Source organism: Olivibacter sp. LS-1 (genome assembly GCF_008245145.1).
Lineage (GTDB): Bacteria > Bacteroidota > Bacteroidia > Sphingobacteriales > Sphingobacteriaceae > Olivibacter > Olivibacter oleidegradans.
Genome location: NZ_CP041643.1, coordinates 1,502,292 through 1,528,307, shown reverse-complemented (window position 1 = coordinate 1,528,307; position 26,016 = coordinate 1,502,292). Strand labels below are relative to the sequence as shown.

General features: G+C 43.7%; 19 protein-coding genes and 1 pseudogene. 3 read left to right on the top strand and 17 right to left on the bottom strand.

From position 1 onward, the window contains the following. Positions 1 to 557 precede the first annotated feature (557 nt). Positions 558 to 1,088, top strand: a complete 531-nt coding sequence (locus FKG96_RS06260; RefSeq protein ID WP_149105265.1) for a RodZ family helix-turn-helix domain-containing protein — start codon at positions 558 to 560, stop codon at positions 1,086 to 1,088. Between the two features lie 198 nt (positions 1,089 to 1,286). Beyond that, positions 1,287 to 2,312, top strand: coding sequence for a YhcG family protein (locus FKG96_RS06255; RefSeq protein ID WP_149105264.1), 1,026 nt, complete (start codon positions 1,287 to 1,289; stop codon positions 2,310 to 2,312). A 188-nt stretch (positions 2,313 to 2,500) separates the two neighbouring features. Here FKG96_RS06255 and FKG96_RS06250 read toward each other — a convergent pair whose 3' ends face one another. The 11 genes from FKG96_RS06250 to FKG96_RS26680 all read right to left on the bottom strand — a co-directional run bounded on the left by FKG96_RS06250 (position 2,501) and on the right by FKG96_RS26680 (position 16,747). Continuing rightward, positions 2,501 to 3,013: a hypothetical protein gene (locus tag FKG96_RS06250; protein ID WP_149105263.1), complete on the bottom strand. Its 513-nt coding sequence runs from the start codon at positions 3,011 to 3,013 to the stop codon at positions 2,501 to 2,503. 66 nt (positions 3,014 to 3,079) lie between these two features. After that, positions 3,080 to 3,271, bottom strand: a complete 192-nt coding sequence (locus tag FKG96_RS06245; RefSeq protein ID WP_149105262.1) for a hypothetical protein — start codon at positions 3,269 to 3,271, stop codon at positions 3,080 to 3,082. 199 nt (positions 3,272 to 3,470) lie between these two features. Further along, a complete protein-coding gene (locus FKG96_RS06240; protein ID WP_210421300.1) occupies positions 3,471 to 3,860 on the bottom strand; it encodes a DUF2750 domain-containing protein in 390 nt (129 codons plus the stop codon). A 43-nt stretch (positions 3,861 to 3,903) separates the two neighbouring features. Continuing rightward, positions 3,904 to 4,383 carry a hypothetical protein gene (locus FKG96_RS06235; RefSeq protein ID WP_149105261.1) on the bottom strand — a complete coding sequence of 160 codons (480 nt, stop codon included), beginning with the start codon at positions 4,381 to 4,383 and terminating at the stop codon, positions 3,904 to 3,906. Beyond that, a complete protein-coding gene (locus FKG96_RS06230) occupies positions 4,343 to 7,639 on the bottom strand; it encodes a DUF6443 domain-containing protein (RefSeq protein WP_168204537.1) in 3,297 nt (1,098 codons plus the stop codon). The genes FKG96_RS06235 and FKG96_RS06230 overlap by 41 nt, the downstream gene beginning before the upstream one ends. Positions 7,640 to 7,942: 303 nt before the next feature. Then, positions 7,943 to 8,803 (bottom strand): hypothetical protein, encoded by an 861-nt coding sequence (locus FKG96_RS06225; RefSeq protein WP_149105259.1) that lies wholly within the window; start codon positions 8,801 to 8,803, stop codon positions 7,943 to 7,945. Then, positions 8,784 to 12,215 carry an RHS repeat domain-containing protein gene (locus FKG96_RS06220; protein ID WP_168204536.1) on the bottom strand — a complete coding sequence of 1,144 codons (3,432 nt, stop codon included), beginning with the start codon at positions 12,213 to 12,215 and terminating at the stop codon, positions 8,784 to 8,786. Before FKG96_RS06220 ends, FKG96_RS06225 begins: the two co-directional genes overlap by 20 nt. Before the next feature lie 50 nt (positions 12,216 to 12,265). Further along, positions 12,266 to 13,072 carry a hypothetical protein gene (locus FKG96_RS06215; RefSeq protein WP_149105257.1) on the bottom strand — a complete coding sequence of 269 codons (807 nt, stop codon included), beginning with the start codon at positions 13,070 to 13,072 and terminating at the stop codon, positions 12,266 to 12,268. A 940-nt stretch (positions 13,073 to 14,012) separates the two neighbouring features. After that, entirely contained in the window at positions 14,013 to 14,483 is a 471-nt protein-coding gene (gene imm9 / locus FKG96_RS06210; RefSeq protein ID WP_168204535.1) for an Imm9 family immunity protein, read from the bottom strand. 10 nt (positions 14,484 to 14,493) lie between these two features. Further along, positions 14,494 to 16,542: an RHS repeat-associated core domain-containing protein gene (locus FKG96_RS26685; protein WP_168204534.1), complete on the bottom strand. Its 2,049-nt coding sequence runs from the start codon at positions 16,540 to 16,542 to the stop codon at positions 14,494 to 14,496. Continuing rightward, positions 16,499 to 16,747 (bottom strand): hypothetical protein, encoded by a 249-nt coding sequence (locus FKG96_RS26680; RefSeq protein WP_168204533.1) that lies wholly within the window; start codon positions 16,745 to 16,747, stop codon positions 16,499 to 16,501. Before FKG96_RS26680 ends, FKG96_RS26685 begins: the two co-directional genes overlap by 44 nt. 236 nt (positions 16,748 to 16,983) lie before the next feature. Here FKG96_RS26680 and FKG96_RS26675 point away from each other — a divergent pair, with 236 nt between their 5' ends. After that, the gene (locus FKG96_RS26675) at positions 16,984 to 17,193 is read left to right on the top strand and encodes a hypothetical protein (protein ID WP_168204532.1); all 210 of its coding nucleotides are present in this window, start codon (positions 16,984 to 16,986) and stop codon (positions 17,191 to 17,193) included. Between the two features lie 297 nt (positions 17,194 to 17,490). On the opposite strand, the pseudogene FKG96_RS27180 reads toward FKG96_RS26675, so the two are convergent. The 6 genes and pseudogenes from FKG96_RS27180 to FKG96_RS06180 form a co-directional block, all read right to left on the bottom strand. Next, a pseudogene (locus tag FKG96_RS27180) lies at positions 17,491 to 17,817 on the bottom strand (DUF6443 domain-containing protein); the annotation flags it as partial. A 340-nt stretch (positions 17,818 to 18,157) separates the two neighbouring features. Further along, a complete protein-coding gene (locus FKG96_RS06200; protein WP_165446888.1) occupies positions 18,158 to 21,121 on the bottom strand; it encodes a hypothetical protein in 2,964 nt (987 codons plus the stop codon). A gap of 76 nt (positions 21,122 to 21,197) precedes the next feature. Continuing rightward, entirely contained in the window at positions 21,198 to 22,154 is a 957-nt protein-coding gene (locus tag FKG96_RS06195; RefSeq protein WP_149105253.1) for a hypothetical protein, read from the bottom strand. A gap of 33 nt (positions 22,155 to 22,187) precedes the next feature. After that, a complete protein-coding gene (locus tag FKG96_RS06190) occupies positions 22,188 to 23,138 on the bottom strand; it encodes a hypothetical protein (RefSeq protein ID WP_149105252.1) in 951 nt (316 codons plus the stop codon). A gap of 60 nt (positions 23,139 to 23,198) precedes the next feature. Then, the gene (locus FKG96_RS06185) at positions 23,199 to 24,023 is read right to left on the bottom strand and encodes a hypothetical protein (protein ID WP_130854318.1); all 825 of its coding nucleotides are present in this window, start codon (positions 24,021 to 24,023) and stop codon (positions 23,199 to 23,201) included. A 28-nt stretch (positions 24,024 to 24,051) separates the two neighbouring features. Continuing rightward, complete coding sequence (locus FKG96_RS06180; RefSeq protein ID WP_130854319.1) at positions 24,052 to 25,002, bottom strand: hypothetical protein; 951 nt, start codon at positions 25,000 to 25,002, stop codon at positions 24,052 to 24,054. Positions 25,003 to 26,016 lie beyond the last annotated feature (1,014 nt).

Here is a 26,016-nt window from a genome sequence, read left to right as displayed (position 1 = left end):
GGCTGTAAAAGATCATATACTCGTCATTTCGAGCGAACGAAATGACTCGAGAAATCTCCCCACAACGTCTACCACATGGAGCAAAAGAAGATTATTTTACAACTATGTAGGAGCAGTTATGACAAGGGTATTAGGGTTTTGAAAGGGTTTTGCGACTACGCGAGGTATTGTGCTAGAGTCCCTTGCGGGATTTTTTCTTGATTGGTTTTGGTTTAGTAAAATCGCTTTCATAATAGTTTTAGTTATGATAACGAGTTCCTGAAGTATAGATCGCGTCCAATCAAAGAGAAGGCTCCCTATCTTCACTGTCAACGGAGCACGGCGAAGAGCTCTAGACACAGTTCCGATAGGGAGCCACCCCTCCTTTTGTACAAAAATACAAAAGTTTGGGGAAAAGCAATCCCTATGGCTCCGTGTCAATAGAAAATTCGCCGTTTTCGTTGACGGAACTCTTTTGGTGAAAAAGGAGAATATCACAGATTCCTTAACACCACATTACAAATGTACGGAAGATAAATTTAATATGCAAATCGATTACTAATTAGTGTTATAAAAACATGACAATGCACGATTCAGGTCCAAAGAAAAGGTCAAGCAGATTAAAATCACCAGAATACAGAAAAGCGGTTGGAAAAAAATTGAGGGAAAAAAGACAAGATAAAGGCTATTCTCTGAGCGACATAAAGGATATGACAACTATAGCCCCTAAAACTACTCTTGAAATGGAGAAAGGATTAACGACAAATATAGACTATTACGTTGAGTATGCTAAGGCCGTGGGCTACGATCTTGCTCCATTAACTACCACGGGGATTGAACTTATTCCACTAAGAGAATTACCTCCTAAAAAACAAGAAAGAGCCTTTCTTACGAGAAAAGTTAGACAACACATTATACAAAGCGGATTTCTTAGTGAAGGAAAAACAGCACAACAGATAAGAACCCATCTAATAAGTATCAATGTAATTGATGGGGAAAAAATTACCACTACAGATGTTTCTGGAGTGATGAGAAACTTCGTTTTAGATGAAACATTAGAGGTTGTATTAAAGTCAGCTGGCAAAAACATATACGCCTTTAAGAAATAATTATGCTATGAGTTTTTACTTATAGAGAAAACTGCGGAGGAAAACCCGATGAACTAGATGAAAGAGTATATCAAAAAGTGCTTTATTAAAAAATTGAAAATATGATAAAGTAATCACAACCACTCTTAAAAAAAACGAAACCCGCCAGCTTGAATTGTTCCAGGGCTAGCGGGAATAATCTAACACAAAGACAAGACTATGGAAGCAGTGATTTCAGATGTTATAGAGATTATAGAAGAAGGACGTAGAAAAGCGTATCAGGCAATCAATACATCTATGGTTGAGGCTTATTGGTTGGCAGGTAAGCGAATTGTAGAGGATGAGCTTGAGGGGCGTAACCGTGCAGAATATGGCAAGTCTATTATGAAGAAACTCTCTGAGGCTTTGATGGCTAGATTTGGACGAGGGTACTCTCCCGCGACATTGTACAACTTTAAACAATTTTACTCTACATTTCCTGATGAAGAGATTTTCTACAAAGTTTGTAGAAAATTGAATTGGAGTCATAATAGACTGATAATGAGAGTATCGAACTCTGAAGCAAGAATGTATTATCTAAAAGAAGCTGCTGAGCAAAACTGGGGAGTAGAAACACTAGAACGCAATATCAACACTTTATATTATCAACGGCTAATTTCATCCCAAAACCCACGGCCGATAGAAGATGAACTGTTGGAGAACACAAAAGAATTTCAGCGTGATAACCGTGACTTTATTCGGAATCCAACAGTATTGGAATTTCTTAATATTCCAACAAATTATGCATACACAGAGAAACAGCTTGAGCAATCGTTAATTGACAATCTGCAACATTTCTTGCTTGAACTTGGAAAAGGTTTTGCCTTTGTAGCACGCCAAAAGCATATTCGCACGGAAACTTCCGATTTCTTTATTGATCTGGTTTTCTACAATTATATCTTGAAATGCTTTGTCATCATAGAACTGAAAACAGATAAGATTACTCATCAGGATATCGGACAACTAGATATGTATGTTCGCATGTTTGACGATCTAGAAAGAAAAGAAGGTGATAATCCGACTATCGGCATCCTACTCTGTACCGAAACTGACCGAACTATAGCAAAATATTCAGTACTGAATGAAAGCAAACAATTGTTTGCTAGCAAATATTTACCCTACCTTCCCACCGAGGAGGAACTCGTGGCGGAAATTGAACGAGAAAAACAGTTATTGAGAGAGCAAGGTGTAACGTATGGGAAATAATAGCGTGTATATCTTGAAGGGGTCGAACTACCAAGGTTCCATAAAACTTCTTGAAAAATACAATGTGATTTTAGAAAATAGGGCGACTACTAATTAGCTTTAAACAAATAAGACCAGTCAATTTGCCTGGTCTTATTTCATTAACATAGTCTTTCTCTTGAATTCATTTTTAATTCTTTTATAGAATTTTATTGATCACTTTCCAAATATTTATTATTGCTGACATTTTTGCTCAGCCAATAATAGTAAACTAATAAAATAAAGGCAATAAAATTCACACCAATAAGAGTCCCGTCGGATTTATCAAACTTAATAGTAAATTCCCAAATAAGATTCGTTAAAAAGGTGCCGTAACTCACCTCTTTTGAGGAGTGGACAACAGCAATATAACCTATAAATCCAAGCCCTTGTACATATTTAAAATAAAAACCGTTTGTAAATATATGCAATACCTGAATAAGACAAATAATTGCATTTACCGAAAAATATAACGGTTTAAGCCGATCTAAATGCACAAGGATTTGAATATTATTAATCACAGTTACAACAACAATAGAACAAAACGCCAAGAAGCCTACAATCACTAAATAATTATCAAAAGAGTTTTGAATAACTGCAACAAGGATATAAAAAAGACTAATCAATCCCATGCAAAGTTGGTAAACCGCTGTTGCCTTGATTAATAATCTATAATTTTTCATCTTGTATTTTTTGAGGGTTCATTGTATTATCAACGGCAGTTCTAAAGAATTCCTTCATAAAATTCATTACATCTGCAAATGCGCTAACCACAATTTCAATCCAGCCTCAGCCTTAAACAACTCTTTCCCAAAATTTTTTCCTCCTCCAATTGTTATACTCATAGCATCTCTTCCCGTCGTAACTTTTGGAATTGGATGCACATTTAGCATAGTTTCTCCTACTTTAACCACCGTCTGTTGGTTATTTGACACAAACATCCCCCACAAAATTTTCAATCCAAAGGTAGGATCATCTGCCTTCTCCCATCTCGATCAATAAACCGTATTGGATTATTGAAACAGTAACTGCAGGGAGAGTACCTCCTCACCTATGCGCAATAAAAGTAGCGAAAGCTGCTATAAAGTAATAAGACCTAGACATGCCAGGTCTTACTGCTATTTAACAGGCATATTCTGTTCAATAATTTTTCATCTCTTCACTCAAATCTTTCGCAAACTCAACTATATCCACTACAAAACCAGTATTTTGACCAACTGGAAAAATATTTAAAAGAAATCCTTCAGAATGAACGAAATCTAACAAATAGTTCTCAAAAAAATCCAAGTTGATCTCTTCGATCACGAACTCTTCCCAACCGTTTGTACAACACTGATCAGCAAATTCCTTTGCCAACCATAGAGGGAAAAGTTTAGAAGTATCTACCTCTGATATAGCCCAATTACCTTCCAGATTCTTAAGTGAATACATTATCTCTGTATCTGCTACACGCTTTATAAAGTATTTATAGCGTTCAAAAGCTTCCAAAGATGAAACGACCTTTATTTCTTTTTCAGTAATTTTTATCATTATTCAATAAAACACCGAAGTCTGGTATTCTCTGGCTTTGGTGTTAATCGTACATAGGTCTCTCCTCACTTTGACCAAACTCAAGAGAACCGTCCTTATTCTTACTAAACCCAACGTATTTGCCTTTGTGTTGATCTATTTGATAGTCGTTTTTATTTCCATTCAAAACAACTGAGACAAAGACTGTATCATTTTTTGGAACATATTCTATTGACTGTTTATGAACGTCAATGATATATCTGTCCTTACTTTTAAGAATACTCAATACCGTATTTGTTACCCCATCAGAAAAGCCGCTTTTTAATGTATCGTGCTGTACAACTAATTTATTATCAATATAAAGATCGAGCACATCATTATCAAAAAAGTCTTCAAATGCTATTTGCATGTAAAGTTCTTTTCCGTCATCATCTGTTCTCGATGATACATTTGCATTTCCACACGAACACACAAGAACGATCCCGGCTATCCATACACGCAGTTTAATAATTTTGCCTACCATTATTGAGCTTACCTTCTTCATACTTTTTTAACATATCCATAATTTGCTCCCTTGTAATTTTAGTACCAGCATCGGCCTTGCCCGATTGATTCATTAGGTTTCCGGGCATTGTACCTTTATCAGGATGTTTATTCCCAGCCGAGTGTCCTAGTTCATGAGAACCAGTTCTTTCTAAAGTAGCATTTCCTTTTGCACTTAGACCTGTCCCCTTATATTTCCCCGCTTCTGCTGGTTTATCTCCCACAACATCTTTAGAGATATATACAGCTTTTTCTCCAAACGCTGCTACACCTAGAACTCCATAGGGTCGCACTCCTCCTGGATTATCAGGATCTGCAAGATTACCATCATCACGAAGGTAAAAGGCATGATCACTTTCCGCTAATGGTTTCATAAAACTATCTCCACTGGAAATGCCTTCAATATCTACAGAAACCTGAACCTCAAACCCCTTTTCCTGTATTCCATAGTAATCCTTAATTGCATTTCCTAAACGAGAAGCATAGCCTGCCATATCGTAACTGCTAAAGTTTATGCTGGACTGGTTTATTAATTTACCGGTAACTGACATCTGAACAACCGTTGTTCCATCACTTCGAGTATGGCTTGCCAATCTTATATCATTACCATCCGGATCGATATATTTAAGCGGGTTATTTGCAACATATACATACGGAGATATGTCATAGTACTTCTCTGCAGACCCATCAACAGTCCCGAAACGCCCAATCACCGGATCATAGAACCTTGCCCCGTAGTCATATTGCTTCAGCCTGTCCTGCAATTCCTTCCCGTTGTAAAGATAGTTATTTTTTACGCCCGATACATAACTGTTGAAGGTAAGTCCGAATGGGTAATAGTCATCGTGCTGGATCTCCCGTGCCGAACCGTTGTTGATATCGAAGCTCGCCCGTGCATTGCCCAGGTGGTCCGTCAGCGTATATTCGTACACGTAGGTGCCGCTGCTGTTGTAGATCCGACCCTCCTCGGTCTGTATAAAGTCGATGGCCGTGCCCCGGTACTGGATGCCGTCGACATAGTCGACCGTCTCCGTGCCGGTCACCCTTCGCAGTTTCCTGCCCGAACCGTCGTAGGTGTAGTTCACCGTGCCCGTCGGGGTCGTCACCGTCCGCGGAAGGTCCAGGTAATTGTACACCGTGGCCGTAATGTTGTTCCCCGTACTTGCCGTGTTCACCCGCTTGGTCATGTTCCCGTTGGCATCATAGGTGTAGCCGGTCATTCCAGGAAGCATGAACCCCGCCGTCGTTGTCGTGTTCGCATCCGACACCGTTGATAGCCTGCCGGACGTGTTGTAGCCGTAGGCTAGGTTGTCCACCTCGCCCCCGCCGTCGTAACGTTTCAGCGCTTTGATGTTCCCCACCTTGTCATAAACCACCCATTCGCGCCATTTGCCATTGGGAAGGAAGCTCTCGATCAATCTGTTGGCATAATCATAGCCATAGGCATAATTGCCCGAGTATATCCCGCCGTTGCGCCACCAGTCCTGCGCGCTGATGTTCCCGTTGTACTGCGGGTAAAAACCGTCATCGTAGAACAGCTTCTCCGAGAACAGGTGCGACTCGCGGATCGTCTGCCAGCCCCGCGCATTGTAGCTGTAGGCCACGTTCTGGGCAAAGCCGTTCCCGTCCGTGCCCCCGTGCAGGTTCTTCTTCCGCAGCTGCCCCACCTCGTTGTATTCGTTGCGTGCCAGCAGCGTCCGCTGGCCCCCCGTTACCGTCTTCCAGGTATCGATCAGCCTGTCGCGGTGGTCATAGCGGTACTCCGTGGTCACTGTCAACGCTGCCGTGACAGCGCCCGCATAATGGCTGCGGATGCTTTTATTCAGCTTGTGCGTGAAGGTATATTCGTTGATGACATCGTCATAGTTGTTCAGGTTATAGGCCCCGCCCTTATAGTGCTGGCTCAGCGTCCGTATATTGTCGCCCCGCTCGTCATAGTAGTACACCGTCCACAGGTAGACGTTGTTCGAGCCGATCACTTTCGTCTTTTTGGCAACCAATAAACCCTGGGTCTTTGCCGAGATGCCCGCCGTTCCCACCTTGTTCAGGTTTGCCGGAAGGCCGATGCCGTCGTAGCGGTCGTAATAGTTCACCTCCAGCACGTCGAAGTTCTGGGTTGCCTGCGGCATGGCATTGTTGGTGTAACCGTGCAGGTTCCCCGTGGCACTGCTGCGCTCTTCCCAATGGGTCGGGTGTGCCGATATCCACTGGTCGATCTGCGACTGCAGGCCCACACGTCCCTTCTCCCAGCCCGTGATGATCATCCGGCCCAGCCCGTCGTATTTGTAGAAGCGGTGGTAGCGCTGGCTGGTATCGGCATTGCCGAACCCGCTGTACTCCTCCGTCGAATCACGGGCCGTCATGTGGTACACAAGCTGGTCCAGCGGGTTATAGTTGAAATATTCCATCCCCTTGCCGGGCACCTTTTTGTGTGTCATCCGGTTCCGCCTGTCGTAACGGTACTGGTAACAGTAGGCATCCAGTACCGCCTGTGTGGGCGCAACGGCCGCGTCAGCATTCGAGATCGGCGTCAGTACGAAGCACAGGTTGCCGAAATCGTCGTACACGTAATAGGTGCTCAGGATCTCATTGGGGGTGCCGCTGTTGTTCCCGTCGGCATTGAAGGTGCGTTTCAGCACCACACGCCCCTGCTTGTCGGTATACTCCTCCACCGTGTTCAGCCTGGCGGCAAAGCCGCTGCCCCCGGTCCAGTTCTCGTCCTTCCTCACCGTTACGTAGAGCTGGTTCGCTGCGTAGTTCCCCGCAAGGTTCAGCTTGGGTATACCCGCTGCATAGGTGACCGTGTACAGCCTGGCCAGCCGGGTATTGACCAGGTCGGTAATGCCCGTCGTGTTATTGGTGGTATATTCCGTTACCACGGTACGCCCTGAAGTGGTGCCCCGTGTTGCGGCGGGCTGCCACGTAGCGCCCGGAAAGGCCTGTTCCAGCACCCGGTTCAGCGGGCTCGCCTCGTATACCGGGCGGCTGAACGAAGGGGTAACACCGCTTGCCGGTCTGGCGATGGCCACCACCCCTGCCGGCGGTGTATTATAGAAGGCGGCCTGGTCCGTGACCGCCGAGGCCTTATAGCTCCCGCTCGCCGTCGAGCCGCTTGAATACGGAAGGTAGCTCCGGTCCTCCCGCCCGAAGGCATCGTAGCTCTGCGCGCTGATGATATCCTTATAGCTCGGGCTTGCCTTAGTGCCGATTGTCAGAACAGGCCGACCGAGCCCATCATAGTAACTGATATCCTCCATAATCTCATTGGTCTGCGGTGTGGCCGAGACAGCGGGGCTTAGGTACGTCCGCGTCCGGATGTAGTTCCGGTCCGCGCTGGGGCTGCTGCCCAGCGCCACGGGCGGTAATATACTCGTTATATAGGCATGGAATGGTGCCTGACTCGTGAAGCCCGGCCGGAGCGTGATACTCACCCCGTTCGTATAGGTCCCCGTCGTATTCGGGCTGCTCAGTACCAGCTGGGCCCGGCTCTTTACAGCTGTAAATGATAACAGCAGTGAAGCGGCGTATAGTTTGTAGATCGATCTCATATAGCTAAAGTCTTATCTTCGTTTACCGGTCGTTAACAGGTCTTCCAGCCGGTCTATCCGTGCCGCCTGCTCCTTCATTTCCCTCGCCTGGCTTTCCCTTATCTTCTCGTTTTCGATCAGCAGCAGGGTAATCTCCTCCACCTTCTCCAGCAGTTTCCGGTTCATTTCGGCCAGGCCGACCCCCTCTCTTGCCACCTCTTCCTTCCCCGGGATTCCCGGCAGGTGCCCATGCTCCCTTATGTATTTTTCCACTTCAGCCAGACCGGGCATTTTATAGCCCGCCGCGAACACGTAATCGGGCCATACCCCGCTCTCCACCTTTACTTCCCTCGACTTTATGATCCCGTTCACCGTCAGCAGCTCCTGCGGGTTCACCGTGCCGATACCCACGTACCCGCCTCCCGTGACCGTTAAATAGGGGGTGCCTCCCGAGCTGCCGCCGCCATCGATATTGGCCTTGGTATCGCCGGCGATCATGAACGTGCCCGTATTGTCAAAAACAGAGGCTGTCCCGTTCAGGCCCGAGAGCACTGCAAGCGATTTACCTCCCGAGGTTCCGATGGATATATTGGGTGTTACATTGAGCGCCCCCCTGTTGAACCTGAAGGTGTTGTTCCCTTCCACGATGTGCAGTTTGGCCGTGGGATTGAACGTACCGATACCGGTATTGCCGTCCGACGGGAATCTGTTGGTCTGTGCCGAAACCCTGAAGGAACAGACCAGCGCGAATGCTATAACCAGAAACCTCCTGCATTGATGGATATGGCCTGAAGAATTTTCACTTCCGATAATCTTATCGGGCGATATTGCTTTTCTTTTTATAAAGAACCTGATCATAATTTTATTCTCTTTTTTATCTGTAATGGTATTCATAGGTACCGGTCGTTTTGCTCTGGGTATCCTTTGTTTCCTTCAACCTTCCAAAGCCGTCGTAATTGTAATAGGTGGTCCTGCCCGATGGGTCCGTTGCGCTGGTCATGCCAACCAATGGTTTGTAGGTATACCAGCTGACCACGGCATTGGGTAGCGCCGCTCTGAGCGGATCGAGCTTACTTTTCACTACCGCATCTGTAGGATCGGAAGCTATAAAGGATGTTAATGCAGCACTTCCTCCAAATGCAGTCTGCACTTGGGTAAATGTTGCATTACGGATCTCAGCTACCGGGTATTGCCCTTTATAACTCCAAATGTAGGTTACAGGGATGCCTGCTGCCGGCAGTACCTGTTGCGGATTGCCGAAAGCGTCATATGTATTACCATAAGTCAATCTAACGGCATAGCTTGGATCAGGTGCGAAAGGCCCCGTCCCCGTCCCAATGGGCAGCTGCCCTGCGAATGTGTTGCTGAACTTGAACGTAGATTGGGTGATGGGACTGGCCGTTTCAAGCTCCAGCACCTGGTCCACCAATCCTTTACCTCCCGTCAGGTATTTAGTAATTGTGCCCGAAAGGATGGTCCTCGCCGTACCCACCTCCCGGTATCTTACCTGCTCTACTGGGTAGGCCATGAGGTGCCTGCCTGTTCGCTTCATATTATCGATGAAGGTCGTACCGCTGGCATAGTCTTCGGGATATATACGTGCCATTACCTCTATACTTCCGTCGCTTTTTGTTACAGCAACGCGAGTCGGCTGATAGTGTTTACTTGTATTATCATAATAGGTCGTAGTAGTCGTCGAGCTTGTCCCACCGTCATACCGTGTAACCGTACTTGACTTCAATTTTCCGAAACCGGTATAACGTTCGAAATAGGGAAGTCTTACAGGATAGCCCGCACTTGTTCCCGGCGCACCATTAGGAGGATTTATACCCTGTACAAAATAATCATCAAGACCATAGTAAAATCCGGTATAATCAAGACCTACGGGATCCCGAAAATCAATAGGGGCAATTTGGGAATTGAAGCCTGAAAGATTCGCAAAACTTATAAAATCCGTATTGATTTCTTCTACTGTTTCTTCATAGCTGTTTCCTGCCAAATGAGGGGAATAGAAATAATACTCATTATCTTCAGCATAAATGATAGCATTACCTCGGTATACTTCCTTACGTAACAGATTACCTCTTTCCCATTCTTTGGGCTCCAACATCGCCATCGAGCGGTTACCGTAAAACTCACTGAACAAGGGATCCTTATAGGAAAATCTATACTTCGTTTTCAAAGTTTGAGTCGTACCTATACCTAGCTGTTCTTCTGTAACATATTCATATCCCGTATAAGCACCTGCGGTCGTTTCCAATGGTATAATGGAATTGGAATAATAACCACTTCCGTAAGCCCCATTGAGATTTTTTATATCGACAAGAAGCTTGCGATGCACAGGAAAACTTATCACTCTCCCGTTTTCATAAGTATATTTTTTGTGTTTGATCAGTACGTTTTTATCATAATCCTTTATTTCCTTTATGCGAAGACCACCCACGTTAACATATTGCTCGATAAAGTTTAACTCTCTCCATTTAACCACAAAATCGGTACTATGTCTTTGATTGATATGATCCGTGCTGCTTGTTCTATAGAGAATTTTCACCTCCATTTGATATTTACCGGGATACATACTTACAGCTTTTGAATATGAGCCTACGCGTGTATTACTATTACAATCAACAGCGCTGAATGATGCGATAAGCGTTCTTTGGCCTCCGTTTACACGATACAGTGCAAAATCTGCACGGCAAGCCTGACAAGTAAGCATTCGATCCAGCTGACTTTGTCCAAAATCCGTAGTTATCTGCAAGCCTTTTCCAAGATAGGGAAACGCGTTTTGCGGCACATCGAAAGTTTTCTTCCAAATTTTTTCATACAAAGACGAAACTGAGTCCGGCCCCGGCACAAAATAGGTTCTGTCATAACCGCTGAAATAAATCTGCTCGCTCTTTTCAACGAAATTATCATCCTGATAGGTTAAAAGCATTTCCGCTGGAATATTATTCGATAGTGCAGTGTGACCTTCATAGATAAATTCGCGAGTTACCCCTTCAGGAAATTGCATCGTTCTTAAGGAAAAAACTTTGGCTCGCTCCGGCACTACCTTTTTATTGCCGCCAACAAACAAGTCCGGTTCAATGTTTGGAACAAGCGAAGGGTTATTGATTCCATTATGAAAACCCCAATAATCGCTGCTGTATGCAAAACGAGAGGGCATACTCGTCTCCTCATAATAAGTAAAACGATATTTTTCAGGTGGATCTGCCGCAATCGATGATTTTACGGAAACAGAATCCAATTTCAGCCGTTTAACGGCATAGGTTGTAAAAGCTACATTCGCTGTGGTGTAGTGATTAGGAGATTGAAAATAACTATAATGAAAAGCAACTTCCTTAATTAATTCGCCTTTATTATTTGTTATCCTAATTTTATCTAATGCTTTAGTGGGCAGGTCTTCCCGAGCTATATAGGTAAAGATCATCCGTCCCGACGGAAATTTAATACTTTCAATCCTTTTATCTGAAAACCTATTTTCACTATAACTAAGATCGTAACTTGAACCGAGGTTAACCATTCTGACTTCTCGGCCTATCTCCGTTAGGAAATAGCTGAAAGACTCATAATTAAAGGTAACACTATCGTTTTTCGGCGTGACAAGGTGATTGATATTCCATGAATTGGAGCCGGGCTCTGTCATCCCTGTAATAGTCTCCGACATGGCACCGTTAGCCGTGAATATTGCGCGATTCCCGTTGGGCAGCCGAAACTCCCAACCGCCTGTATTCCGTATGATATCAATATCTTCCTTCGGAAATAAAACAAATTTGTTGGCTTTCTGACTGAACATATATCTACCCGAATAACCTAAGGCTGAGAAATAAAATTCATCAGGCATATAATCTACATTGTTGAGGTTATATTTCGCGTTCCATACGTAGCTCGCCCGGTCTGTGAGGTATGGATCAGCAACATGGTTCTTTAAATTCTTGAAATTCGCAACAGAATTACTCGTGTAGAATCCTCTCTCATCTGCACCTCCCCGCCTTTTTCTCGATATCTGACCGCCTAGATCGAGATTCCATCCCAGCCCCACAATTGTTGCTCGTTCATTGACTCTGATACCGCCGGCATTATAGCTGACGCTGATAGGGATGATCTCGTTGCCGACCTGGATCTCGTAAATGGGAATTGAAATGGACGGTCGACCGGAATAGTGGGAAACCGGTGTTTCGATATTTTTGCCAAAAGCATAGCTTTCCGGCGTTTTGATGCCGATATATTTTGGCTCAGTCTGCCCTAATGTACCAAGCCACAGAAGCATCAGTAAACTAAATAAGAAGTATTGTTTTTGTTTCATGTGTTTCATCTCTACCCAAACCTTTAATATATCATGTAGTTCTTAATGTGTTATTTATTTTCTAACCGCTTTAGCCTCGCCAGCACGTCTGTAAGTATATTTTGCTGTTGATCGATCACCCTATTTTTATCGATTAAATGCAAAGTCAACTCCTCCACTTTCTTCAGTAACAGCAGATTCATCTCCGCTAAATCCAAACCTTTGTCATTGATTTCTTTCGCCGATGGAACTTCGGGTAAATGTTTATGCTCTTTCACAAAATCTTCGATTTCGGTAAGTGACTGCAGGTTGTAATCAGGTTCAAACACATAATCAGGAACGGATATGTCTGTTTTTATTTTGATCTCTTTAGCTAGGATATTGCCGTTTACGGCTAGTTTGGCCTGTGGAGTAGCTGTGCCAATGCCCAGATTTCCATTACTTGACATTGTCATGTAATCGGTTGTATAGCTCTTCCAAACAAATAAAGGCCTGTTAACGATTTTGCTTGTAGTCAGACGCGCATCAAAAGCCATTACTGCATTAGTTCCAGCATCAATGTCTGAACCGGCAAGTACACCCAGTAAAGTCAATGCGAATCGATTATCTGTTGACCTCAATCCTTTGATTCCCGGCACGAAAACGCCATTTATTCCCGTTACATTTTCTATAGTTATCTCGTCACCCACAGCATCTGAAACGGTTGCCTTAAAAAATCGCTCTGCACTATTGGATTCCGGACTTTTCTTGATATCCAAAGGAGCCGTTGGACTGCTTGTACCTATCCCCACATTCCCCGTCGAGGGAAAGGTATTTTGGGCATAGGATATCCCCGAAGCACCCATCAATAAGATGAGTACAAGAAATTTCATTCTCATAGTTTCAATTATTTATTACTATTATTTACTAATAAGCAAATCCGCTAATTAATCTTTGATTACTGAATAGCCTTATTGATAAGTGAAAATACCTTCGGTATCAGCTCTTTTGAAAAAAGTACATAAAAGCGCCTTTATCCCGCTTAAACGAAAAATCACCTATAAAAGAGAGAATATCGGTTCAAGTTGTATTCTGCATATCAAACAGGTTTAGTTGTTCGATGTAAAAGTATTCAACAGTTTTGATATTAAAAAATTTATTTTAATTATTGGTAGTTTGATTGTTTAAAAGTGACAAGAAAAGTTAAACAAAGCCCAATTACATTGTTCTGGCAAATAATGAATTGTAACAAAGGGTCAGTTTTCCTTACGGTTTAGTGTTGGAAGAACAAAATCCTTAAAGAGGAACTTGAAAAACTAAGAAAAACTGATAAATAAGTTGTTCAGCGGGAAAGAGCGATCATATTATAAAAAACCGTTCCTAAAAAGAAACGGCTTTAAATGTCTGTTTTAAATCTTTATTTTTTCTTTTTAGCTAGATCAGCACCGACTTTTTGGACAAAGTCAATAGAAACATTGGCTATATCCGCAGCTCTATAATCATATCGCTTCGGTTTCTATTGTCTCTTCTCTTTTATTGCATATTTTTCTTCAGGTAATGCATACCTAATAGTTAAAGAATATTTACTTTCATTTTTCCTAACAAAATTCTTAAGATACGAAAAAAAGTCATTGTCAATCGTATCTCTATAAGAAGCAAACATTATTTTTTTAAAGCCACTTTGACTGACAACATCCTTCAAAAAGAAATCTCTTTCCACGCCTTTTGTTAGATTTATTACTTCCTTAGGCTCTATTTTTATCTTATCTGGTTCCTCGCCAAGAGGAAACTACAGGCTATATTAAAGTAAAAAGTCCGGCGCAATGACCGGACTCTTTTTCATTCCTTCTTATTCAGCTTAACACCGTTTACGGTATAACTTTTTTCAAAGCAGAGGTTTATTGCCCTCCGCATACAATCCATTATATAGTCGGTACGATTAAAGAACTTAGTATAATCAACATCCAACTCCCAAAAGTTATTCAAAAGCTTATCATAATGATCTACTTTCAAGGTATGCTGCTGGGGTTTAACTCCCCAAGACACCGTTTCATCTACTGGAATTGGTATAGGAATGGTAATCTCTTTTATTTTATCAGAAGTATAGTTTCCAAATTTGTTTTTAGAGATCAATAGCATTTTTCCATTTGTATACGTCGCTCTAAACTGGATTTCCCACATTTGCGATTTGCTGTTCTTTATGCTTTCAAAGACTCCACTAAATTCCTTTGTTAAGGCGTCACTTATGCTATCTGTATCAAAGTCCTTATCCATAAAATCAAGGACATAAGAAACATGTCGAACTTTCATTTGCATACTTTTATTGATTATGATAACGCTTATCTCTTTCTCTATTTAAAGGCAGATCATTTCCGTTGGCTCTCTCCGCTCTTACACGAGTTGCTTCGGCCTCTTTGGCCGCTCCTGTGGTGGTTTTCCCCAAAGATTCTATGACTTCGGCTTTAGCATCGGGATAACCAGCTTTTTGAGCAGCTCTTTCACTCGCCTTCATTCTTACCGGGTCTCCTAAAGCAGTTGTCCTTTCAGCATCTGCCTTTCCTACTTTCAACAGTTTATTATCCGATTTTACTCCATACAACACAAACACGCCCTCTGCCGCATTGGAGTTCTTGTTGACTTTCAACGCCTCTTGAACAACGCCACTAACAGCAGATTTACTGCCAGCGGCCTTTGAAAGTAAACCTGCAGGCCCTCCTCCAGGCAATGACGCCACAACATCTAATGCCGCTACACCCGCCTCTACGTGTTTGTTACCATCACGGACAACAACGCTCCCCTGTCTTCCAGCATCAGTATAAGTATAATCTATGCCCAGTATCGGGGTTACACCGTTCTGAAGATTGGCAACATAGGTACCTAGAGTAAGTACAGCAGACGAAGCCCTGTCCCGCATATCCCAGTAAACGTTTTCAACGATAGTCATTCCGTTACCCCGAGGATCATCCGGCCACATACCATCTGGATCAACAAACCTTATCGGATTATTAAACGCATACGCATAAGGCGACCATCTTCTTCCCTGCTCCGCCAAAGGATCCACGCTTCCCCATCTCCCTATCACCGGATCGTAGAACCTTGCCCCGTAATCAAGGGTCTTTAACTTATCCTGCCATTCCTTCCCGTTGTAAAGATAGTTATTTTTCGGACTTGGCTGTGCAATCTTTGATTGGTATGCCAGTCCGAAAGGATAATAGTCCGAACCGAAGTTGGCCGTGGTCGCCACGGCGTTGGTTCCCCTGAAGCCCGAGCGGCTATTGCCCAGATGATCCTTCAGTATATATTCGTAGGTGTAGCCGCTGGTTCCCTTCAGTATCCGCCCCTCTTCCATATGGATCAGCTCCAGTGCCGTGCCGCTATACTCGATCCCGTCAATGTAATCCCGCGTCTGCCCGTTCACCGCGTTCACGCTCCGCAACTTTTTACCGCTGCCATCGTAAATAAAACTTACCGCTGTACCGTTTGCCGTAACCGTCTGCGGCAGATCCAGGTAATTGTAAACGGTTGCCGTAATGTTGTTCGCTGTATTGGCCGAGTTCACCCGCGTGCTCATGTTGCCGTTGGCATCGTAGGTATAGGCCGTTGTCCCCGCCAGCATATAGGCAGCCCCGATATTGGTGCTCCGGTCATTCACCGAGGTGAGTCTTCCACCACTGTAACTGTAGGCAAGACTATCGGCAGTCAGTCCATCACTCGCCCTGCGGTTCAGCGCCGTGATGTTGCCCAGTTTGTCATAGGCGATCCCCTCCCGCCCCTTTCCGCCTGCCATGATCCCTTCACGCAGCCGGTTTACTGCATCATAGGTATAACTGTAGGTACCGCTGGCGGTAGTTCCGTCCGTATGCTTCCGCGAGAAAGTCTGGTAGGCAATGTTGCCGTTATAGTATTTCGCTGTGCCGGTATTGTACTGCAACTGCAGCTGCATCAGCTCCGAATTGGCATAGCGCAGCCAGCCCCGCTCATTATAGGCATAACCTATCCGCTGCCCGAAGGTACCGCCCTGGTCCTCACTGTGCAGCTGTTTTGCCCGCAGCTGCCCCACCTCATTGTACTCGTTACGGGCAACCAGTGTTTTGGCCCCGCCCGTTACCGTCTTCCAGGTATCGATCAGGCGGTCGCGGTGATCATAGGTATATTCCGTGGTCACCGTTACCGCAACCGTGGTAGTTCCTGCATAATGGTTGCGGGTGCTCTTCTTCAGCTTGTGCGTAAAGGTATATTCGTTGATGATATCGTCATAATTGTTCAGGTTATAGGCCCCACCCTTATAGTGCTGGCTCAAGGTGCGTACATTGTCGCCCCGCTCGTCATAGTAGTACACCGTCCAGAGGTAAACGTTGTTCGAGCCCATCACTTTGGTCTTTTTTGCTACCAATAGCCCCTGGGTCTTTGCCGAGTACTGCGAGCGTTTGTCCAGGTTGGACGGAAAGCCCGGTATACTGCCGTAATAGTCGTAGTAGTTCACCTCCAGCACATCGAAATTCGCCGAGGCGGTAGGAATACTTACATTGGTATAACCGTGCAGACTGCTGCTCCCGTCGGTCCGTGTCTCCCACTGTGTATTCGCCCTGCCGGGTTCTTTGATATAACCCTCGATCTCTTCCTGTGTGCCCGTCCGCCCCCATTCCATACCGGTCATGATCAACCTGCCCAGCCCGTCGTATTTGTAGAAATGGTGATTCCTTCCGGCATGGCCGTTATAGGTTTCCGCCGAATCCTTCGCCGTTTCGTGCAGGATCAGCTGGTCCATCATATTGTAATTAAAGCTTTCCCAGCGGCTCCTTCCGGGTAAATGCTTCCGTTTCATCCGGTTACGGCCGTCGTACTGGTACATATAGCACAGATCTTTCAGTTGTTGCTCTGTCGGCCGTGCGGTATCGGCATTCACTCCAGGCGTCAGCACAAAACACAGGTTACCGTAATCGTCGTACACGTAATAGGTGCTCAGGATCTCGTTCACATCCGTGGTACCGCTCTTGTAGGTATTGAAAGTCCGTTTTAGTACCACCCTTCCCTGTTTATCCGTATATTCTTCCGTGGTATTCAGACGTGAGGCAAAGCTACCGCTGCCGCCTGCCCAGTTTTCATCCTTCGTTACCGTTACATACAGCTGGTTCGCTCCGTAATTGCCCGAAAGGTTCAGCTTCGGCCTGCCGGCAGCATCATAGGTTACCGTATACAGTTTGGCCAGCCGTGTATTAGCTAAGTCGCTGATCGCTGTTGTATTGTTGGTGGTATATTCCGTTGCCACGGTACGGCCTGTATTGGTGCCCCGCGTGCCTGGTTGCCAGGCAGCGCCCGCAAAGCCCTGTTCCAGTACCCGGTTCAACGGACTGGCCTCGTATACAGGCCTGCCGAAAGAGGGCGTGGTGCCACTTGTAAGTTTGGCGATGGTCACCACTCCTGTCGGCGGTGCATTGTAGAAAGTGGCCTGCTCCGTTACCGCGGCCGCTCGGTAGGCGCCGTTACCGGTTGCCGCCGTGGCATACGGAAGGTAGCTCCGGTCCTCCCGCCCGAAGGCATCGTAGCTCCGGGCACTGACGATATCCTTATAGCTCGGGCTTGCCTTGGTGCCGATTGTCAGGATTGACCGCCCCAGCCCGTCATAGTAGCTGATATCCTCCATGATCTCATTGGTCTGCGGTGTGGCCGAGACAGTGGGGCTCAGATACGTCCGCGTCCGGATGTAGTTCCGGTCTGCACTGGGGCTGCTGCCCAGCGCCACGGGCGGTAATATGCTCGTGATATAGGCATGAAAGCTCGTCGTGCTGAAACCCGGCCTTAGGGTAATGCTTACAGGGTCCGTCTTTACACCTGTTGTGGGCGTGCTTAGCACCAATTGTGCGGATACGGACAATGGTAGGGTCAGCGTTACAATTGCCCCGACGAAAAGCTTTTTGATCGCCCCCAAATTGATACGTTTTAGGTCAATATATGGTGTATGTTTATTTCCTGCTTTCATAGCTCTATTGCCTGTAATGGTATTCATAGGTATCCGTTGTCTTGCTCTGGGTGTCTTTTATCTCTTCCAAGCGCCCAAAGCTGTCATAGTTGTAATAGGTAGTTCTGCCAGAAGGGTCGATGTTACTGCTTATGCCGAAAAGTGGTCTATAGGTGTAGGAATTCATAAGTCTTCCTCCGGTTGATATAGTCGACCGCAAAGGCAACAAGAAATTCGTGACTTCTGCATCCGTTGGATTAACTTTATTCCGGAAAGTTTCTATGGCAGAGTTACCGTTTAGAGCCGCTTCTACCGCACTGTATTCCAGGTTCTCGATCTTTGCTATCGGATACAGCCCGTTATAGCCATACACATACGATATATGTGGTGCTCCCGGCTTTGAAACACTTAAAACATTACCCAGATTGTCGTATCGCAAATAGTTTAATTTAGCTTCCATTATAGTGCTGCTACCCAGCTGAGTGTATTGTGTTTCGGGCAGAAAAAAGAAGTCTGACAATTTTTTGTAACCAACAAGATTACTGAACACACGTTTTCCTCCCTTTTCGAGAGTCTGCTGGATAACCGTCGTTTTATAGTTCGCTTGATCCATTTGTGCTATAACCTGGTTTTGGGCCGTAGTAAGAGCAGACCTATTAGGAATCGTATTGTTGGTATAATAATAGCTTTCCTTATAAGTTCCCTCATCGCTAGTCAATGTTGTTTTCTCTGCCAGATTGTAAGGTCTTGCAGCATCGTATGTATAAACTATTTTTTCAACTGTACTATCAGCTGCACTATAAGTTGCGGTGAGCGTCTCGGTCAACGAGGTATTGTCAGTAGTGATATAATACGCACTATATGCTATTGGAGAACCAAAAACATTTAATAGTGTACCCGTTGTAGTGGAAGGTCCCGATGCTGTAAAATCAGAATTCCGCTCGTTATCGATCGTCTTAAAACGTTTAAATGGCACTGCAATGTATCCCTGGATATTAGATACGTATGGTTGTGCGGGAGAATAAATATTATTGATTGATTTTACAGGTTCATAACCGCTTCCAACTCGCTTGAAAATCTGTTGCCGAAGGAGTCGTGGAGCTGAATATACAAGTCTATTTACACGCAGTACGTGAAATTCAGATATTGGTACAAGACTTAACCGATTGTTGTTTGCATCGGGAAAATACTCGTAATGGTATTCGGTTTTACCTTCATTGCTGAACTCTATTACTTTCCCATACCAGACGGGTGTACTGTTGTTCGATATATTCGCATTGGGGGAAAACGTACTAATCGTACGCGAACGTATCGAAAAATCCAGTCGATCAACAAACGGGTCCGGCTCTCGATAACATAATTCCGTTTCCTTAATAAAATCGTTCCCAATTGGATAGTTACCTGCTGTATAATGTGCGTCTTCGTATTGGTAGCTCTTTACAATCGTTTGTCCAGCGACAGGGTCAAAGGATTCTGTTGACGTAACCCGTAAACCGGCGCCGATTTTTTCAGTTCCGTTTATGATAAACTTATGAGGTTCGTATTTTAAGGTGAAAATACCGCCCGTGGGATAGGTGATAGATTTAAGCGATTTGGCCTCCATACTTGTCGCACTTGGTTCGCGAAAAGCTCCACCCACCATCGTGGTAAAACTCGTACTTCCAAGCGTTCGCATTTGCAATTGAAAGCGTGGTATATTATTCTCGTTCCCGGCATTATTAAAGAATCCCCACCAATCAATGGACGTTTGTGAAAACTGAGAGGGTTGGTTATAATAGTCTAGATTATAGGCTCCTTCTCCACTGATAGCAACCTGTCTGAGAAAATTAGACGCATCGTTCGAGAGCGTTACAGTTCGGTTTGTTGCCGGTATCGCAATAGAAGACAGCCGCTTTCTGCTTCCAATATCTGTATAGTTGAATGTTATGGTTTGATCTTTTGATCGAATAACCGATGGCACTTTCAGTTCCCTGGCCGGGTCAGCGGAAGGCGAAATGTTATATGCAACATTATAGCCCGCCCCTCCTGTTTTTTGATTGACTTTGGTACGTATTTGAGTAAGGTCTCCGAAATAGACCTTTCCATTATCCAAAACACTACAATAGGACGGAGTAATTGTCGGGTACTCCAGTATAGTCGTATACTCTATGGATATCTTCTCCCCATTCGGTAGAAGGATCTCCTTTAGCATCCAACCTGTTATTACATTTGTAGTACGGGCATCCGAGAATTCTTGAAAGTTTGCTTCATTTCCAAAAATATACTTCACACCTTTATCATCCATTACCTCAAAACCCGAGAAAAGAGCACTTGTCCCTGAATTCACATTGACGACTATAGGCTTGATAGCTAGCGGATTGTCCGGTATACTTTTAGCTTGGAAAACGCCATTAATGTATTGAACGATGAAAGAGCCATCCAGATTTGGCAAATGGATCGAAAAAATATCATATTGCCCGTCTTCGGTAGTATTCACATCCAGATAAGACGCCGGAAGGGCTAGATTTACCAATCTTTGTTGAAGCTGATCAAATGTTAAATTACCAGGATCAAACCCACCCTTTACCGGATATTTATCATCTGGCTTTCCCATAATGGTTCTGGAAATTTTGAATCCGGGAAATAATGACCAGCCATAGCCAACTATACCCGGATGATCCTGTATTTTTATACCTGACGAATGGTATCGCAACGAAATAGGGATTGATAGATTTCTCAACTTCAATTCATAGAGCGGTATGGTTATATCGACCAGACCAGTTGCATGGGAAACAGGATATCCTAAAAACTTTTGCAACGCCTTGGAGGTGGGCGCAGGCTCGATAACATTGGGAAACAAGGATTTATACGGATCAACTACACTTTGGGCTACAGCGTGTAACAGCGTAAACCAAGTTAGAATAACCGTTAAAGACCATCGGCTTAATGCTCTCTTTTTCCTTTTTCTACCTTTCGGCGGTAAATTGGTATCTATTAAGCTAGTTAACATATTTAATATATTATGTTTTGATGTTATTTGGTATTGCATTCGATCATTTTTAACGCAGACCTGCCCATTTCGCACTCTATTTGATCAAATTGCCTTTTAATGTGTTCACTTCCTGCTGCAGCTTTTTTTGCCTGCTAAGCAGCGCATCGATCTTCTTCTGTTGTTTGATAAGGTGTAAAGTCTGCTCCTCCACCTTCTTGAGAAGTAAAAGGTTCATTTCGCCTAAATCCAATCCTTTCTCCTTTATTTCCTTCGCTGATGGAATCTCAGGAAGATGTTTGTGTTCCTTTACATAATTTTCGATTTCGGCAAGTGATTGCATTTTATAGTCTGGTTCAAAGACATAATCGGGCACGGATATATCGGTTTTTACTTTGATTTCTTTAGCGAGGATATTACCGTTTACTGCTAGTTTGGCCTGCGGATTTGTAGTGCCAATGCCGACATTACCCATGAAGTTGCTAGTTCTTAAGAATTGCGTAGAGTGCATCGTTCCCTCGTAATCTGCCAGATTGGATATCAACGATTGATTTACGGCCTGGCCATTCGTTTCATAGGCCACATAAAGCATATTTTCGCCTGAAGAAATAGTCCATCCACTGAATTTATAGCTCTCGAAGCGAGGTGCAGCATACAGAACATCTACAGCTAAATATTTTTTCCCGCTATATATACACGTCTTCAATTTCCAAACAGCTCCATCTGTTTGTGATGTTAAAGCGGCGGCGGTACTTTGATAAGCCGATGAAGTATTAAGTTCCGCTACGGCGATTCTATTTACAGAAGCGGCCGTCCCCCTCCGGGCGGTCAATGTACCAATGGCATAATTATTGGCAAGATTGACTCCGTTATACATTTCATGTAGCAAAATGACTCCTCGGGTATAGTCGTTACTGCCATTCATGTTGATAACAATGCTTTTAAGGTCTCCAGGCGCTAATGTGGTGACCGTTTGCGACAGCGCGTTCTTTTTGAGCAGCAACAGGCATATTGCGGTAACTGCTAAAATCTTTGCAGTGGGATAGGTTTTCATTTATGCGTAATTAAGTACCTGATTTTTCAGATCTTATTTATAATTCGGTTTGTCAGCTGATAGATTTCCCAACTTCTCTTCCAAAACCATTATACGTTGGTTACAATATCTTGCCAGCTCTTCTCGCCCTTTTCTCTCTTCTATCAAATGCAAAGTCAATTCCTCCACTTTTTTCAAAAGCAGCAGGTTCATTTCTGCTAAATCCAATCCCTCTTCACCTATTTCTTTCGCTGATGGAACTTCTGGAAGGTGCTTATGTTCCTTCACATAATTTTCAATTTCGGAGAGCGATCGTATCTTATAATCGGGTTCAAAGACATAATCAGGCACGGAGATATCTGTTTTTACTTTGATTTCTTTAGCTAAAATGTTTCCTTCAACAGCCAATTTTGCTTTAGGCGTAGTGGTACCGATTCCCACGTTACCATTCCCTGCTATGCGTATCCTTTCCAAAGCGCTTGAATAAAGCGCCAATCCTGTTGAATTACTATGGAGGTCTTCGGCCGTCGCCACTACAGCAGCCCATTTGTTGGTATCATTTGGATAACCCGTAAGTAGTTTAATACCGTTATATTCACCTGCGTTCGTGACCGTCGCTTTACTTGACAATACCCATCCATTTGTAGGAGTATTTAAGCTTAAATGCCCTTCTTTCAATGTCATATACGTTTCTGCGCCTGATCCCCATGATTGTATACCGAGGTAAGGATTACGTTCCCACCAAGTTTTTGACGTGGACATTGGAACATGAAAAGATCCGTCTATGGCTATACCATCATGCAAGCTTGCTGTAAGCCAATCCGGGCCTGCCGCATTCCTTACGAGCCATTGTTTATTATAAAATGTATTACCACCGGCATTCCCCGTGAAAGCATTGATCTGCAGATAATTTCCTTTTACTGCTCCAAGCGTTTGCCCGTAACTGATTCTCTGGACAAGAATAAATAGCAAGCTGAGGAGTATAAATTTTATAAATTGCTTCATATTTGGAGTACTTTTGTTTTCATTATTATGGTTCGACCACAACAGGCTATTAAAACTATTTCATTGCTGTTCTATTTTTTGCAATCGCTTCAACACGTCATCCAATAGACTTTGCTGATTTTCTAAAGCTTTATCTTTCTCGATTAAATGTAACGTGAGTTCCTCTACCTTCTTAAGTAGTAATAGATTCATCGCGCCCAGATTCAATCCTTCTTTACTTATTTCTTTGGCAGACGGTATCTCAGGAAGATGTTTATGTGTTTTTACATAATCTTCAACTTCAGATAATGAGAGCATTTTATAATCCGGTTCAAAAACATAGTCGGGTACGGAGATATCTGTCTTCACTTTGATCTCTTTAGCCAGAATATTGCCTTCGACGGCTAATTTTGCCTGTGGGTTAGTCGTGCCTATACCGACATTATCCAGAAACACTGATTTTCCCCTTACGGCTATACCGGCGCCACCCACTTTAATACCATAGGCAGCGCCCGAATGCGGGTCCACAAAGCTTTGGTAAGAAAATCTGGATTCACTGCCTAGGGCATAAATATTACCATCGATATGCAGTTTTGCTTCCGGAGTAAGGGTGCCCAGGCCAATTTTTCCACTAACCAAAAGATTGTTTCCAATCGGCGCATTGTTGGGGCCATATCCAACCATCAGGTTTGTATTCCGAACCCTAACCGGTCGTCCGGCATCACCATAGATATTTATGCCGAAATTCTCCTGAATTGAAGTGTTCTGATTCCCCGATTGAAAGAGGATCCATGAACCGGCCCCCGCAGGCCCTCCGTTTGATACCATGGGTATATTTACCTGCGTGTACGCCGTGAATGTCGATAGGAGCATCACCGCCAATAGTGTGTAAAAATTCCTTATCATATCTAAGAATTGAATTTGATCGTATTCGTTACTGTTTTGAAAAGGCTTTCTCTAAGAGAAGCAGCCGATCCTTTACATCAGTAAGCTCTTTATCCTTCTCAATTAAGTGCAAAGTCAATTCTTCTACTTTTTCCAACAGCTTACGGTTCATGTCACCCAGATTAACACCTGCTTCTTCCGCTTCTTTTTTGCTCGGTATACCTGGTAAATGTTTATGTTCATTTACAAACGCTTCGATTTCGGCGAGGGATTTCATCTCATAATTTTCATCGAAGACATAGTCAGGCCAATTGCTTGTGGTTACCTCTACTTCTTGAGCTGAGATCTTTCCCTTTACGGATAATTTGCTTCCTGATTTCAATGCTCCACCGACTGAAAGTGTGTTTGAAATATGAGCGTCGCCAGTCTTGTTTAACTGCATAACGTAGTTTGCTCCTGTACCCCAATAGAAACTTCCGTTGGTATGAAAGCCGAACATCAACTCAGTCGCTTCACGTGGATTGAAAATAATGGCGGCATGGTCGGTCGCTTTAATCTGAAATACATTCTTAAACCCGTTGATACCCGCTGTAGGGTTTGAACCGCCAATAGAAAGGCCACCGCCCTGAAGATCAAGTTTAGCTTGAGGAGAGGGTGTACCAATACCCACGTTTCCTTCGACGATTAAATCATTCTTTCCGGGATTGGCATATGCGTAATTGCCTGCTACTAGCACACCTCCTGCTTTTAGACCCGAGGCCGAGCGTGCTGCAGCAGAATTTAGTAAAAGGAGATACCGACTCAGATCTGTAGTTCCTAAACCTGTGTAAATTGCAGCGTCACCCCCATTGTCCATGGTAATGGTACCTCTGATATCTAATTTGTTGGTCGGACTGGTAGTACCTATCCCCACGTTACCTGTAGTAGGAAAAGTATTTTGGGCATAGGATATCCCCGAAGCACCCATTAATAAAATGAGTACAAGAAATTTCATTCTCATAGTTTCAATTATTTATTACTATTATTTACTAATAAGCAAATCCGCTAATTAATCTTTGATTACTGAATAGCCTTATTGATAAGTGAAAATACCTTCGGTATCAGCTCTTTTGAAAAAAGTGCATAAAAGCGCCTTTATCCCGCTTAATCAAAAAATTACCTATAAAAGATAGAATATCGGTTCAAGTTGTATTCTGCATATCAAACAGATTTAGTTGTTCGATGTAAAAGTATTCAACAGTTTTGATATTAGAAAATTTATTTTAATTATTGCTAGTTTGATTGTTTAAAACTGACGAAAAGTTAAACAAAGCCCAATTACATTGCTCTGGCAAATTCTGAATTGTAACAAAGGGCTAATTTCCCGTACGGTTTAGTGCTGGCTTTCCCGGAACGCTAAGCGAGTTCACTTTCGGCAACGCCCTAATTAATACTTTCGAAGGGATGAAAAAGTTTAAAACACGAAATTAGGCTTATCGAAAATAACTTCCCAAAAAACTTTTTAATCCCAAATTGGTCAAAAATATACAGGAATTCGTAGAAAAGTATAAAATGAATATGGTATTGTCTTTTATCCGAAATAAAAACCGCTCCTTATTAGGAGCGGTCAATTTCTTTAATACCACCAGCTACGACCCATTCGAGCTTTCACTAGTTCAATACAAAAATACCAAAATAGCTTTAAAATGCCAAACTTTAAAACACGAAAATTAGGCTCATCGAAAAATAACTGAGAACAGGTTCATCGAGCAAGCCTGAGATTTTGATACCCTTGACCAGTAATACCGGAATTCGATAACCAGGCAATATAATAGAAATTATTCATCAAAAACCCTATTGGGAGTATTCAAAACGCATGTTTTTCTGTTCTCCAATTTGTTCAAATAGTCAATTCGCGATGGAATCTAGTGGTCGATTGACCACGGATTTCTAGATACGTAAAGGACGAGATAACCCGTGGAAGTAGCCTTCAAACTGGTCAATGCACAATAAAGAGGCCCACCGTTTGTACGAA